The sequence below is a fragment of the Psychrobacter arcticus 273-4 genome (assembly GCF_000012305.1).
Lineage (GTDB): Bacteria > Pseudomonadota > Gammaproteobacteria > Pseudomonadales > Moraxellaceae > Psychrobacter > Psychrobacter arcticus.
In genome coordinates this window covers 556,047-569,950 of record NC_007204.1, presented here as the reverse complement: position 1 = coordinate 569,950, position 13,904 = coordinate 556,047, and the positions used below count along the sequence as shown (strand labels likewise).

The 13,904-nt window shown below is 45.3% G+C and carries 18 protein-coding genes; all 18 read left to right on the top strand.

The annotated features are described in order from the left end of the window. The first annotated feature begins 45 nt into the window (after nucleotides 1–45). The gene (locus PSYC_RS02395) at nucleotides 46–1,299 is read left to right on the top strand and encodes a phage major capsid protein (RefSeq protein ID WP_011279760.1); all 1,254 of its coding nucleotides are present in this window, start codon (nucleotides 46–48) and stop codon (nucleotides 1,297–1,299) included. A gap of 113 nt (nucleotides 1,300–1,412) precedes the next feature. Continuing rightward, nucleotides 1,413–1,721, top strand: coding sequence for a head-tail connector protein (locus tag PSYC_RS02390; protein ID WP_011279759.1), 309 nt, complete (start codon nucleotides 1,413–1,415; stop codon nucleotides 1,719–1,721). Between the two features lies 1 nt (nucleotide 1,722). After that, nucleotides 1,723–2,055, top strand: coding sequence for a phage head completion protein (locus PSYC_RS02385; protein ID WP_011279758.1), 333 nt, complete (start codon nucleotides 1,723–1,725; stop codon nucleotides 2,053–2,055). Next, complete coding sequence (locus PSYC_RS02380) at nucleotides 2,048–2,515, top strand: HK97-gp10 family putative phage morphogenesis protein (RefSeq protein ID WP_011279757.1); 468 nt, start codon at nucleotides 2,048–2,050, stop codon at nucleotides 2,513–2,515. The genes PSYC_RS02385 and PSYC_RS02380 overlap by 8 nt, the downstream gene beginning before the upstream one ends. Nucleotides 2,516–2,532: 17 nt before the next feature. Then, nucleotides 2,533–2,892: a tail completion protein gp17 gene (locus tag PSYC_RS02375; protein WP_011279756.1), complete on the top strand. Its 360-nt coding sequence runs from the start codon at nucleotides 2,533–2,535 to the stop codon at nucleotides 2,890–2,892. 21 nt (nucleotides 2,893–2,913) lie between these two features. Next, nucleotides 2,914–3,336 (top strand): hypothetical protein, encoded by a 423-nt coding sequence (locus PSYC_RS02370; protein WP_011279755.1) that lies wholly within the window; start codon nucleotides 2,914–2,916, stop codon nucleotides 3,334–3,336. 73 nt (nucleotides 3,337–3,409) lie between these two features. Continuing rightward, nucleotides 3,410–3,775, top strand: a complete 366-nt coding sequence (locus PSYC_RS02365) for a hypothetical protein (protein ID WP_011279754.1) — start codon at nucleotides 3,410–3,412, stop codon at nucleotides 3,773–3,775. 53 nt (nucleotides 3,776–3,828) lie between these two features. Beyond that, nucleotides 3,829–4,101: a phage tail assembly protein T gene (locus PSYC_RS02360; RefSeq protein WP_227500347.1), complete on the top strand. Its 273-nt coding sequence runs from the start codon at nucleotides 3,829–3,831 to the stop codon at nucleotides 4,099–4,101. Nucleotides 4,102–4,166: 65 nt separating this feature from the next. Beyond that, complete coding sequence (locus PSYC_RS02355; RefSeq protein WP_011279752.1) at nucleotides 4,167–4,697, top strand: zinc-ribbon domain-containing protein; 531 nt, start codon at nucleotides 4,167–4,169, stop codon at nucleotides 4,695–4,697. A gap of 171 nt (nucleotides 4,698–4,868) precedes the next feature. Then, entirely contained in the window at nucleotides 4,869–7,940 is a 3,072-nt protein-coding gene (locus PSYC_RS11205) for a hypothetical protein (protein WP_011279751.1), read from the top strand. 185 nt (nucleotides 7,941–8,125) lie between these two features. Continuing rightward, nucleotides 8,126–8,398 (top strand): hypothetical protein, encoded by a 273-nt coding sequence (locus tag PSYC_RS02340; protein ID WP_011279750.1) that lies wholly within the window; start codon nucleotides 8,126–8,128, stop codon nucleotides 8,396–8,398. Between the two features lie 61 nt (nucleotides 8,399–8,459). Further along, complete coding sequence (locus PSYC_RS02335) at nucleotides 8,460–8,798, top strand: phage tail protein (protein WP_011279749.1); 339 nt, start codon at nucleotides 8,460–8,462, stop codon at nucleotides 8,796–8,798. A gap of 8 nt (nucleotides 8,799–8,806) precedes the next feature. Beyond that, entirely contained in the window at nucleotides 8,807–10,273 is a 1,467-nt protein-coding gene (locus tag PSYC_RS02330) for a hypothetical protein (RefSeq protein WP_011279748.1), read from the top strand. Between the two features lie 25 nt (nucleotides 10,274–10,298). Next, nucleotides 10,299–10,682 (top strand): four helix bundle protein, encoded by a 384-nt coding sequence (locus PSYC_RS02325; RefSeq protein ID WP_011279747.1) that lies wholly within the window; start codon nucleotides 10,299–10,301, stop codon nucleotides 10,680–10,682. 280 nt (nucleotides 10,683–10,962) lie between these two features. Beyond that, complete coding sequence (locus tag PSYC_RS02320) at nucleotides 10,963–12,030, top strand: RNA-directed DNA polymerase (protein WP_041757479.1); 1,068 nt, start codon at nucleotides 10,963–10,965, stop codon at nucleotides 12,028–12,030. A 1-nt stretch (nucleotide 12,031) separates the two neighbouring features. After that, complete coding sequence (locus PSYC_RS02315; RefSeq protein WP_041757476.1) at nucleotides 12,032–12,316, top strand: hypothetical protein; 285 nt, start codon at nucleotides 12,032–12,034, stop codon at nucleotides 12,314–12,316. A gap of 1 nt (nucleotide 12,317) precedes the next feature. Further along, nucleotides 12,318–13,136: a phage minor tail protein L gene (locus PSYC_RS02310; protein ID WP_011279745.1), complete on the top strand. Its 819-nt coding sequence runs from the start codon at nucleotides 12,318–12,320 to the stop codon at nucleotides 13,134–13,136. Continuing rightward, nucleotides 13,136–13,885 (top strand): C40 family peptidase, encoded by a 750-nt coding sequence (locus tag PSYC_RS02305; RefSeq protein WP_011279744.1) that lies wholly within the window; start codon nucleotides 13,136–13,138, stop codon nucleotides 13,883–13,885. The genes PSYC_RS02310 and PSYC_RS02305 overlap by 1 nt, the downstream gene beginning before the upstream one ends. Nucleotides 13,886–13,904 lie beyond the last annotated feature (19 nt).

The window sequence follows — 13,904 nt, the reverse complement described above, 5'->3', positions numbered from 1 at the left end:
TAAAGCTGCCATTCGGTGGCTATTTTTTGCCTAAAGGAAAATATTATGCGTGATATCAAGAAAACAGCCTTAGTCTGTGCCATTGCTAGCATGGGTGTAGTGACCCGTGATGCTGGCGGCTCTAAAGATGAATATGAAAAGCTTGCTGGTCAGCTAAAAACTCGCTTAACAACGCTCGATAAGCTCATCGAAGATAAGCAAAAGCTACTTACCGACGATAAAGCAGACACTGAAAGCCGTAACGCTGCTATTAAAGATTTGCAGGATAGCGTCAAAGACGTCGGTGAATTGTCTGCCCGCTTTGAAGAGCTTGAACAAAAAATGGTGCGCGGTGTACAAGACGGCGATCTTGACCCTAATAGTATCGGTGGCCTACTCTCTCGCAACGAAGGCATCTCGCAAGAAATCAAAGCGATTAAGCATTCACGCGGCAAAGTACAGATTGATGGCGTCTCTGCGCGTAATACGGTACTGCTAGGCACAATCAACACGGCTGGCAATATCAACGATGCTAAGATGGTCGCCGCGACTGAAGATCCTCTGACCATCGTCACTATGATCAATTGGATACCAACGACTGCACCGCTTATCCCTTATGTGCGTGAAAGCGCTGTCACATTTATGGCTGACATCGTGCCAGAAGGTATGCTTAAGCCTGAGTCAAGCCTTACGTTTGGCGTTGACTCGCTAGAGATTGACGTTATTGCGCATTGGATACAAGTCAGTAATCAGGTGTTAGATGACGCTCCAGCACTAGCTGCTTATATCGAAGGTCGTATGGCTTACGGTGTGCGCTTGAAACTTGAATATCTGGTCATCAATGGCGATACCAAAAGTTTCAAAGGTCTGATGAAAGTTGGTAATAGCTTAACTATTGTGTCAAACGACAATGCAATTGACACGATTAGCACCGCAAAAGCCAAAGCTTACGCTAACTTTTTGCCTCCTGAGACCGTTATCTTAAATCCGCAAGACTGGGCTGGAATCGAACAAGTCAAAGGTACTGACGGCCATTATATCTTTGGTTCACCAGGCGCAGCGGTTCAGCCCGTACTTTGGGGCTTGAAAGTTATGCAGTCACCAGCAATGGCAATTGGTAAGTTTTGGGCTGGTAATATTACTATGGCGACTGAAGGCTATATCCGCCAAGATGTCACTGTTGAGCTGTCTACTGAAGATAGCGACAACTTCCGCAAAAACTTGGTAACTATTCGTGCTGAGATGCGAGCTGCCTTTGGTGTGGTCATGCCTGATGCTGCTGTGACGGGTGACCTCGTTAACGTAGGCCCCGTAGTCTAATTTAATAAAAATTTATCACTTAGATAATTGAAAATGGTGAGCAGCTGCAAATCTTCTACAGAGCACGCTGCTCATACATTTTTTATTTATTCCAATCAATATAGGCATCATCCATGATCACATCATCTATCACGCTTGACCAAGCCAAATCACACCTTCGCGTCATGCATACCATAGATGATGCGTATATTGCCGGTCTTATACCTACCGCTCACCGCCTCATCGCAGATGAAATCGACCGCGAGCTGACAGAGGATATTTGCCTAACGCCTACTGGTGAGTTATCAGAATCTTTACGCCATGCAGCCCTGCTGGTCATCGGTGACTTATACCAAAATCGTGAGGCGCAACAAACTGAGCAACTGCATATGAATCACGCGCTTGAGAGACTACTCAATAAATATCGCAAGATGGGAGTATGACATGGCAAAAATTAGTCGCGGTCGGCTTAGCACGCCTATTGGTATTTTGAGAGCCACTGCAACCGAAGATGATTATGGCGACACGATATCTAGCTTTGGCGAAGTCAGTCAAACGTTTTGCGAATGGCTGCCACTATCTGCCAACGCTGTCATCCAAGCCCATACAGAAGGCATGACGATCAGCGCAAAACTGCATGTTGACTTAAACACTGACATCAATCAGACCGACAAAATAAAAAACCTTGCTGACAATCAAGTCTATGAGGTCATTACTGTCATGCCGGTACCAGCTGATAATAAAAAAATTATCATATGTAAGGTGTCCAATGTCTAACGATTTGATGAATATTGAATTTGAAGTTTTAGGGCTCAGTGAGCTTGATAACGCCTTGGCAGAGTTAACTCTATCAATGCAAAAAAAAACGCTAGAAGGTGCTTTGATGAAGGCAGCACTGCCCATCATGAAAGCCGCTAAGAAAAATGCCAATAAGTCTGAAGCAGCTCACCAATTAAAATACAACGATGGTCAAACGTTCACTATCCAACCCGGAACATTAAAAAAATCCATTGGAAGACAACGGATGAAGAAAAGCAAATTACCGTCCGTCACTGTCCGAGTCAAAAAGAGTCGTGGCAAACCTTACCCTTATTACTGGCATTTTGTAGAGCGCGGCAACAGTAGGATGGTAGCGACTCCTTATTTAAGACCCGCTTTTGAACAGAACGTTGAGCTAGCTATCCAACTATTCAGTGAAGAGCTCACTAAACGCATCGATAAACTTACTCAAGACTAATGATATGAGCGATAAACATGGACGCATCCAAACTTATCAAATCAGTGCTAGACCCTATCGTCGCCGGTCGAGTTTATCCATTGAAAGTACCAGAGACTGCTGCCGCTATAGTCAAAGGCAAGCCATACATCGTTTATACGCCGATAACTTCTATCGATATTACTACCGACGATGGACACACTGGGCACGAGCGTGTGCCTATCCAAATCGACGTATACGCAACTACTTATGGCGAAGCCAACGACACGATGAAGCTGGCACTTAAACAGATAAGTAATAACATCGAAGGCGCGGCTTTTGACGGCCGCAGCCCATTCCCCGACCCTGACCTGTACCGCCAGACTGCTGATATCCGAATCTGGGGCACTATTTTTTAATCAATCACAAGGATCACCGCAATGGCTAAAGAAAATATCGTAGACAGTTTTTACCGATTAAACATGGATCTGATTGGTGACGGCCTTACGTTCACCAAAATTCCCCTGTTACAAGAGTGTGCACCACCAAAGGCTGAAAAGACTAGCGACACGATCACTGCAACAGATGATCAAGAAGAGGTTACTGTCGTTGTAGACTTTAAGAAAAACTCGCAGATTGACTTTGAAGTCGTCTATGACCCCACTGATCCGACGCATATGGCATTGGATGCAATGTGGGCAACCAACGGCTATAAAGACTTTGAATACGAGTTTGTAAAGTTAGCTCGTAAAAAAACCTTTACTGCCCAGCTAATGAAGTGGGAAGAATCAACTGATAAAGAGAAAAAACTGCGTATGAAAGGGTCGCTGACCATCTCTAATCTCATCACGACGACCGTATAACGAATCAAACAAAGCTAGTGCGATGCTAGCTTTGAATTTATATATAACCCCATTGAAAACTTAGGATAAGACTATGTCAAAACAATTAACTGCTGCCCTTATTGCTGCCTGTATCGCTGAACTGCCAACTGGTCATATTAGTATGCCGCACAAACATCTGGGTGGTAACGTCAATATCAAAATCCACAATGTTGCCGAGCGCGAAGCTTTTGAGAAAGCCGCATTTGGTGCAGATAGCGAATTTAAAGATTATCCCCAACGCGCTGTCACCTTTGCTCATGCAGTCGTGGATGAAAACGGCAAACGCTTATTTGGCGATGATCAAATTCCTGTCATTAGCGAATGGCCAGCTTACGTCACTATGCCTGTATTCCAAAGATACAATGAAATAAATGGCGTCGGTCCTGATAAAGTAGAGGCGGCTGAAAAAAACTCTTAAGCCGTCCTAACCGCCGCTTCTTATTTAAGCTTGCAATTCAACTGGGCAAGACTGTGGCTGAACTATCAGCCACATTATCCAATGAGGAGCTAGCGGAATGGATGGCATACTATAATATCGATCCGTGGGGCGGCTATCGTAGTGATATTCAAACTGCAAAAATAGAAGCTGGAATAACCAGCTACACAGGAAGCCTGTACGACATCCTTTCATTCAATCCCAACCCACTACCCGCTGAGCAGATAGAAAAGCGCGCTAAGGCAGCGCAAATCGCTAAACTGGAAAGGGAGACGCAACAGATGGCTAAGATGTTTGACGTTGCTTAATAATTGCCCAACCTTTGCTGATAGGTTATAGTATGTTTTTATAAAATTATTGGTAAGGATTGGGCATGGCTAATCTCATTCAGTGTAAAGATTGTGGCAATCAAATCAGCAAAAACGCTAAGAGTTGCCCCAATTGTGGTGCAGAAAACAAGCAAACTTCAATTATCACATGGCTTGCACTGATTTTTATCGGCATACCAGTCCTTTGGTCAGTATTTAGCGGCGCGGCTAACGATACGCCATCTGAACCAGTCGCTGAGGTGGAAGAAGTATCGCTATCTGAGACGTTGGAAACGTTTGATTTGGATCAGGATAACTTCGATAAGCGTGCTTGGGCAGCGGCATCTTATAGCCAGATGCTTATTAAGCAAAGTATGAAAGACCCTGCCTCTGCTGAGTTTGGGTCAATAAGATACGTTAAAGCTAGTAAAGAATTTCCAGCCACTATTTGTAGTCAGGTTAATGGTAAGAATAGCTTCAATGCCTATAGTGGTTTTAAAGACTACTATCTAATTCCAGAGTTAGGCATCTATAACATTGACGACGGCACTGTTGAATTTAAAAAAGCATATAATGACTTCTGTATTTTAAAATAATTAATCTATACTTTTTTAATGAAAGCTCACCTAGGTGGGCTTTTTTAGATACGCCAACCAGCAATTCAGCTTTGACACTAGCGACTTAGAATGGCCACATTAATAACCAATTAAAATACGCAAATAAAAAGCCCTTTCAGAAATGATAGGGCTTTTTAATGGAGAAATATAATGGCAGTCCTATCCTACCTCGAAATCGTACTAGCTGCCAACTCCGCCGCATTCAACCAATCAATTGCAGACGCCCGCACACAAACCGTCGCCGCTTTTAGCGATATGCGCGAATATGCAAATAAAATGGGACCAGCAGTAGGTGCAGCTATCGGCGTCGCTGCTGCCGCCACTACCGCCTTGGTCGTTGAGCAAGTTGCACTCGCTAATGAGCTTCAACACACCGCCAACGTTGCAAACTCATCTGTACAAGAAATTCAAAAATATACTGTTGGCGCGAAAAAAATGGGCATCGAACAAGATGCTCTGGGCGCGATATTTCAAGACACGTCAGACAAGATAGGTGACTTTCTTAGTACTGGCGGCGGCGGTATGGCTGACTTCTTTGAGAATATCGCCCCACAAATCGGTGTCACTGCCGACGAATTCCGCAATCTATCAGGTCCACAAGCCCTACAGTTATACTATGACAGCCTAGAGAAAGCCAAGATCGGTCAAAACGAAATGACCTTTTATATGGAGGCCATGGCTAGTGACGCAACTACATTAATCCCATTGCTAGCTAATGGCGGCGAAGGTTTTGATGTCTGGGCAAAAGCCGCAGCAAATGCTGGCGCTGTAATGGACGACGAAACAATAGTAGCCACACAAAAACTTCAAGCTACCACCGACTTGTTGGAATTGTCCGTTGATGGCGCAAAAACACAATTCGTGAAAGGGTTTATCCCTGTCTTAGCGGATGTCGCTACTAAGCTGACTGGTACTGAAACCGCATCCGATGCCGCCTATCTAGCAGGTCAAAACTTAGCTATAGGATTCAAGGGGGTCGCTAAAGTCGGCATTGGCGTGGCAGCTACATTTGACGCTGTTGGCAGCTCTATTGGCGGTGTCGCCGCCATCATAAGCACACTATTGGACGGTGTCGGTATCGCAGATAGTGGTCTTGAAATAGCCATAAAAATGGGTAGTAACATCAAAGCTGCCGGTGAAATGAATCGTATGGTCGATCAAGACATACGTGACAGCCTGTCAAGTTATGCTGATTTATTAAAAGGTGTTGATGAACTTGGCAGCGGCATCAGCAATGCAACCGTTGATGCTTTGATAGAACAAAAAAAGCGACTCGCTGAAATAAATCAAGAGCTTGGGAAAACTGGACAAGAACAACAGGAGCAACAAGAAGCCGCTAAAAAGGCAGCTGAAGATAAAGCCAAAGCTGATAAAGCCGCACTAAAAGCTGCCAAAGAATTAGGCGCTGCTTACGTCAGCAACACCGCACTTAGCGGGCTTAAACTTAAAGCTAACGAAGCTATCGCTGGTGGTAAAGTACGCGGTTATACCGCTGAATTTGCTGAAGTCACGCAGTCGCTACTTGGTAATGACCTTAAATATTTTAGCGCTTTGAATGACACTTACCACAAGGGGACTAATAGCAAGCACGCATCAGGACAAGCTTTTGATGTTGTACTTAAGAATGCTAATCAAGCCGCCTCCGCCGCCGCTATCATCAAAAAAGCCGCCGCTCAATACGGCTATAGCGTCAAAGTATTAAATGAATATGCCAACCCATCTAAGAATGCGACTGGCGGCCATCTACATGTATCTGTTTATGGTCAAAAAGCGACAAAAGCTGGTGGTGCTGATATTCAATATATCAAACAACAGAATAATGCCTTGGCGCAAGAACAACAGCGCGCTGCCTCAGAGCAAGCTCGTATACTTGAGCAGCAATCTAAAGACCGCACCGCCATTCGAATGGAGTATGCAAACGCAGCCACTCGTATTGAAATGCAGCTTGCCAACCAAATCGACAAGATTAATGCAAGCGGCTTTAATGATGATGAGCGCACAGCGTTCATCGATGATGCTATCGATGTCGCTAATACCAAGCTTGCACAAATGCAGCTCACTCACGATCAAGAAATGCAATACGCACAGCAATCTGAGCAAACAGACGCTGAGCGTATTCGCAATCAGTATGCCCTTGAGCGACGCGAAATCCAATTAACAATCAAAATGGATAAAGAGCTGCGCAAAGCTAAGATTGACGCGCTGAATCAAGCTGAACAACTGGCACTTGATGAACGTCGTTATGCGTTTGAAAGCGAACTGCGCCAACTAACTAGCATTGGCCAATCAGATTTAGCAGCCTTACGGCAATCTTATGCGGATCAACGCCGTGCCCTTGATATGCGTACTGATATTAATCCTTCGCAAAAGTCTGACTTGCGCAACGCAATGGCTGGCGCTCAGATATACGATACCGGTCAGTTGCAAAAAGGCGCGCGTGATGGGTTCAATGCTCAGCAAGCAGATATGAATGGCACCGGCGCAAATTACTCTATTGCACAGCAATATAAAAGTCGGTTAGACGTCATAAAAGCCGCCGAAGAAGCAGAGCTTAACTTGACTGTCAGCTATCAACAAGCCAAGCTCGATGCTCAACGTGAGTTTGTGATGGCAGCAACTCAACTCACGCTATCCACTGCTGAACAGACAGCCGCTAGTCTCGCAGGCTCATTTAAAACCATGCTTGGTGAACAAAATCTTGCGTACAAACTCATGTTTGCCGGTCAGCAATCCTTTGTTATGGCATCTGCCGGTCTGAACATGTATGAAGCTTGGGGTGATGCGATGGCCGAGGGCGCAACGCTATCTCAAAAAATAGCAGGCGCCGCAACCATCGCTACTGAGTTTGCCCGCATCATTAGCGCTGCATCATCAATGACATTGGAGTTACCAGGTTATCAAACCGGTGGCTTTACGGCAACCGGTCGCGATTCAGATCCTGCGGGTCTTGTTCACGCAAATGAGTTTGTCGCAAACGCACCCACTACCCGAAAATATCGCCCTGAGCTTGAGGCGATGCACAATGGTACTTATGATCGTCAATCTAGCGCGCCAAATATCAACGTCAATGTGACCGTGTCGATGGACGGCAACTCAAATGTCGAATCAAACAGTCAGTACGGCAAGCAAATCGGGCAAGGTCTGGCAGCAGTCGTCAGTAGCGAGGTCATGAAAATGATGCGGCCTAACGGGACGTTAGATAAAACATACGCCAAACGCTAGCAATTGTTAGACGCTGACAACAAAAGTCGGTATGATAATATTTTGCACACTTTGGAGATATTATTATTAAGACTTTATTTGCTGCTAGTGCTGCTATTTTAATAAGCGCGTGCTCAACCAACCCTGCTACCACTACTCGCCCAGTATCGTCAGCATTGTACAACGCATCTGCTGCTGATACTGCAATGGTCACTGTTACGCGGGACAGCGGCGTACTTGGATCAGCTTGCGCCATGAAATTGTCTATCGATGATAATGTTGCGGCCAAGCTCAAGCCGTCCGACGCAGTCACTCTGCACATTCCTAACGGCCGTCATATCATATCGTTTGATACGCGCGGCGGCTTATGTCCGTCTGTGACCGATGCTATCGATGTCAGTTTAAATAAAGGTGATGTCAAAAAATATCGCATACGCGCAGATATGAATGGTAACTTTCAACTGCTACCTACTCTCTAACCAACCCTAAACCAATCAACCATACGCCCACTATCCAGTGGGCTTTTTAGTGGGCAATCACATGATAAAAACTTTTCCCTGGCAGATTGATATGGGTGCGAGTGCTGACAAACAGTACAGAGTCAAAAAAACACAGTTTGGCGACGGCTACACGCAGCACTCATCAACCGGCATCAATAACACAACCAAAAACTGGTCAGGCACCAAAACCGGCGCACTTGATACCGTCATCAAACCCATCGAAGCATTCATTGATGAGCATGCGGGTGTGCTGCCGTTCTACTGGACCGACCCACACGGCAACACCAAACAATACACCTGCGCAGGTGCATCGATACCGCAACGCAAAGGCGACTATTGGCAAATCACGCTCAATTTTGAGCAGTTCAATAATACTTAAGGATCGTCATGCAAATACAAAAAATAAACCTTGGTGCCGAGCCCAGCGGCATCGGCGGCGACAGCGCCCGGACCAGCAACGGCAAAGTGAATACCAATTTTGACGCCGTGGTAGCTGAGTTTGCAGACGTCAGAGCGTCAATACCTAGCGTGACATCCGATTTGGGTCAATCAACAACCATAGCTATATCACAAAAGCTATTTACTGATACGCTGATGAGCCAATTTAACGACATAGGAGTCCAAGGTGCGCTCGGATTTGGCACTGGCATTACCAATAAACTACCAACTGGTATGTCGCAAATGCAAGGCACGGCAATAAAAGGTCATGAAAACTGGGGTAATTATCAGTATAGCGATGGCTCGGTGATGGTTTACGTGCCACGCTTTTATTATCGATGGGGACATGTTAACAGTCCTAATTATGCAAAGTATGGCGTTAATGCGCTAGATGTTAAGTCTATTTACGATTTTGTAGACGTGGTAGCAGCCAATGCAGCAGGGTATGCGCTACATCGTGCGTTTTATGATGATGGACAAATCAAAGATGGCTTTTTTGTTGATAAGTATCAATGCAGCAATAATGCTGGCAAAGCAAGCTCTATCAAAAATGGTATACCGTTATCGTCTTCCAGCGCCAATGCGCCATTCAGCGGCTTAACTGGCGCACCAGCAAATACCCTAGCTGGCGCAATTGATGCTGCTAAAACACGCGGTAGTGCGTTTTTCGCAACAACTATCTTTATTCAGCGCGCATTGTCATTACTATCAATGGCTCACGCGCAAGCTGCAACAAGTAGCGCAGCATGTGCTTGGTATGATGCAACAGGTGTCAATAATTTTCCGAAAGGCAATAACAACAACGCTTTACGTGACGTCAACGACACTGCCGTATTGTATGAAGGCACTGGATATTTAACAGCTGGAAAAACAGGCTCAGCTCAACCCTTTGCAAAGACCACTCATAACGGTCAATACAGCGGTGTCGCTGATTTGAACGGGAATATGTGGGAAGTTGCGCTAGGACTCACGCAAACAGCAGGTAGCTTCTATGTATTAAGAACCAGCGCTAAAGCTTCAGCGCTCACCAGCGGCGCTACTCTTGCGACCGATGCGTGGGGCACGGCGGCAATGACCGCTAGTTACGATTCATTAGGTGCAAGCTACGGAGAGCTGACAGGCGTTGTTAGAAACTTTGCTATCGGCTCTACAACCAATCAAGTGTTCTCAACCGCAAACAGCGGACTCGCTTGGTCAGCATCGTGCGCAGGCATTCCGCAGCTTGGAGGCGCTGGTGGGACAAATGCGTACGGTAATGATCGATTCTACGACAACCGCATTGAGCATTTGTGCCCGATTGTGGGCGGCAACTGGAGCTACGGCGCGTATGCTGGGGTCTGGGCAGTCCATTGCTACTTTTCTCGGACGAACGGCGACCACCACTTCGGTGTCCGGGCGGCCTTGTACTCTGTTTGACTGAGCGATAGCGAAGGAGTTTGAGTTGGCAGTAGATAGTGAGTCGAATTTAGATAAGAAGTTCATACAAACTATGAAGCTTTTAAATATCTATCTTAATCATTTCCCAAGCCATGAGAAACATGGCTTGGCGCTTAAAATAAGACAAACTGCTTACGATATGTATGACTACATTGTCGAAGCACAAAAGCGTTATCACAAGAAGACGACGCTTACCAATCTAGACATCAAGCATGAGCAGCTAAGAATGCAAGTCCGACTTGCGTTCGAGCTGTCCTATTTTGGTCATCCTAAAACCGAAAAGATGTCTGTGCAAAAATTAAATGCCAAACGTTATCTTGTGATATCAGCAAGTATCGATGAGATCGGTAAGATAATCGGCGGTTGGATTAAATCACTAAAACAATAAGGTGCTCCAAAAAAAGGGAGGCGTCTTAATATGTGCCCGATTGTGGGCGGCAACTGGAACAACAGCGCGAATGCTGGGGTCTGGACAGTCAATTGCAACAATTCTCGGACGAACAGCAACAACAACATCGGTGTCCGGGCGGACTCGGCATCACCTAAATCGGCAAGCTGCCGACTGGTGCCAAGGGAGACGTTTTCCTGCTTTAAGCGAAATCGGTTTAACCCCGCCTTTCTAGTAGCGTAAGCGAAAGTCAGGCGGGGTGTTTTTTTTAAGGATTGTTATGAAAAGGATTGGTAACTTATACGAATCCGTAGTCTCAGGCGAATCATTATGGGAAGGCTATTTGGGCGCAAAGAAAAGTAAGGGTGGTCGACGTGGGTGTTTTCAGTTTGAGAAAAGCCTAGGCCGCGAGCTAAATGAATTACAAGAAGAGTTGGCAAATAACACCTACAAACCAAGACCTTATTTTAAATTTATAGTATATGAGCCAAAAAAGCGGGAGATATATGCCCCAGCATTTAGGGATTGTGTTGTGCAATATGCAATCTATTTAAGAGTCATGCCAATATTTGATAAAACATTTATAGACCAGTCGTTTGCCTGTCGCACCGGACTTGGGACACACAAAGCAGCTGAGTATGCACAAGACGCACTTAGAAGAGCCGGCCCCAATACCTATACGCTACAGTTGGACATAAAGAAGTTCTTTTACAGCATAGACAGACCGACTCTCAGAAAATTATTAGAAAGAAAGATTAAGGATAAGCGCTTGGTCGATTTGATGATGTTGTTTGCGGACTATCCCGAACCCAAAGGCATACCAATTGGCAACCTACTATCGCAAATGTTTGCGCTGATATACATGAATCCTGTAGACCACTACGCCACACGAGTGCTGAAGCCAGCCGCCGGGTATTGTCGTTATGTGGATGACTTCTTATTGTTTGGCTTGACCAGAGCGCAAGCGCTGACTTACAGAAAGCTCCTAACGGATTTTGTAGAACAAAAGCTCAAACTGACCTTATCACGATCAACGATAGCCAATACCAAAAGAGGCGCTAACTTCTGTGGCTATAGAACATGGCGCTCCGGAAGATTTATTAGAAAGCATAGCTTATACAAAACTAGAAAAGCCGTAAGGGCCAATAAACTGGAATCTGTTATATCGCATCTTGCGCATGCTTCAAAAACTCATTCATTGCAACATCTACTAAATTACGCGGAGCAACAAAATCATGGCTTATATTGTCAGCTACCAAAAATTTATCACACGCGACATCACCAAGCAGTTGAACGCTCCGGAAGAATCAACGGAGTTATGCGCAATCGATGCAGTAACGTATGTTAGCGTGCCCGATGATGCGCCGCTATCTGACGACCAGCCAACAAAGATAGTAGATACTATCCAGACAGTTGTAATGACCGATGAACTGCGAGCACTTATTAAATCCCAATCAACGCATGTGCAACTGATAGATGAGCGAGTCAAAGCAAAGATTGCTGCGCGCTATAGTATCACTGATGAGATTAAACAGTTGCGTAGCGCACCGTCTAATGAGTTTGATGAGTATTCCGCATACGTTGAATCATGCCGAGCTTGGGGTCAGTCTCAAAAATTAGCACTGGGGTTATAACATGCTCTCATCCGACTTACAAAAACTATCGGTAACAGGACTTGTTACGCTGTATGAGCTAGACGCTACCAAACTTGGCGGTGCTATCTTTAGATGGCACGGTCATGTTAATTGGGAGGATTGGCGCAAGATATTTGTATGGGCAGGCAGTACGGAATCATTGGCTGGAGACTCTGAAAGTCTTGCGGGTGAAGACTACTTTGCAAGCACCACAGAAACTGAAATTTATAGAAATATCATCTGGCAAGGTCAAACTTACACGCCAATCGCTATTCAATCTGATGGGCTTGAGGTGCGCGGCGATGGTCGTCCGTCAGCGCCCACGCTAGTTATCGCAAATAAAATTGACGATACGCTAGGAGCGGTAACAGCGGTTTGTGCGTTTTATAATGATTTTGTCGGCGCTACGCTTACAGTGACTCACGTACTCGCTAAATACTTAGACGCAGCAAACTTTGCCGTGGGCAACCCTACTGCTAATCCTAGCGAGTCAATGACTCAATATTGGTACGTTGAGCAAAAGACAGAAGAAAACGAACAAACGGTCACGTTTGAGTTAGCAAGCCCCTTATCTGCTCAGCGCAAAAAGATACCGACACGTAATATCACGCCCTACTGTACGTGGGCAGTGCGTGGGAAATATCGCGGTGAATCATGCCGATATATGGGCACATCAATGTTTACTGAAGATGGTACGGCTACTGACGACCCCGCTCTAGATAAATGCGGTGGTCGTTTAGTTGATTGCAAACTACGATTTGGCGAAAACGAACCGCTTAATTTTGGCGGCTTTCCGGCCAGTCAATTAAGAGGTGGGTAATGTATATCTTAAAAGACGCTAAAGACGCAATGCTCAATCATGCCGCTGCTTGCTACCCTCATGAGTGCTGTGGCCTGTTGGTGAATCGTCAGTATATCGAGTGCGAAAACATAGCAGACAATGATAGTGAGTTTAAGATCAACCCTCGTGATGTTGTGCGAGCTGAGAAACTAGGTAAGATTGAAGCTATTGTACATAGTCATCCCAACGGCAGCACCAAACCCAGTACTTTTGATTTAATACAAATGCAACATCATAACGTGCCGTGGATCATCGTCGCTTATCCTGAGATTGACATAAAAGTACATGCTGTCAAAGACTATAAAGCACCTTTAATCAACCGTGAATACATACACGGTGTCTTGGACTGCTTTAGTATCGTGCGTGACTACTATAGCCGTGAGCTTGATATACAGATTGATAACTTTGAGCGTCAAGATAAATGGTGGGAATCAGTTAGCAATGCTGACTTGTACGTTGACAACTTTGCCTCACAAGGATTCGTACAAGTTGATAGTTTACAGCGCCACGATGTTATCTTATGCCGTGTGCAGCCAACTGAGCATGTTAATCATGCGCTGATTTATCTTGGTGACAATGGCAGCTTAACGAGCGAGCAATCAGAAAAAGTCATTAACGATCATTTGGTATTGCATCATCCCTATATGCGTCGCAGTCGTCGTGAAATATACGGCAATGTGTGGCAACAGCGCAAAGCTATCATTGTGCGGCATAAGTCGCTGATGTGATAAAAAATAACAAACAAGA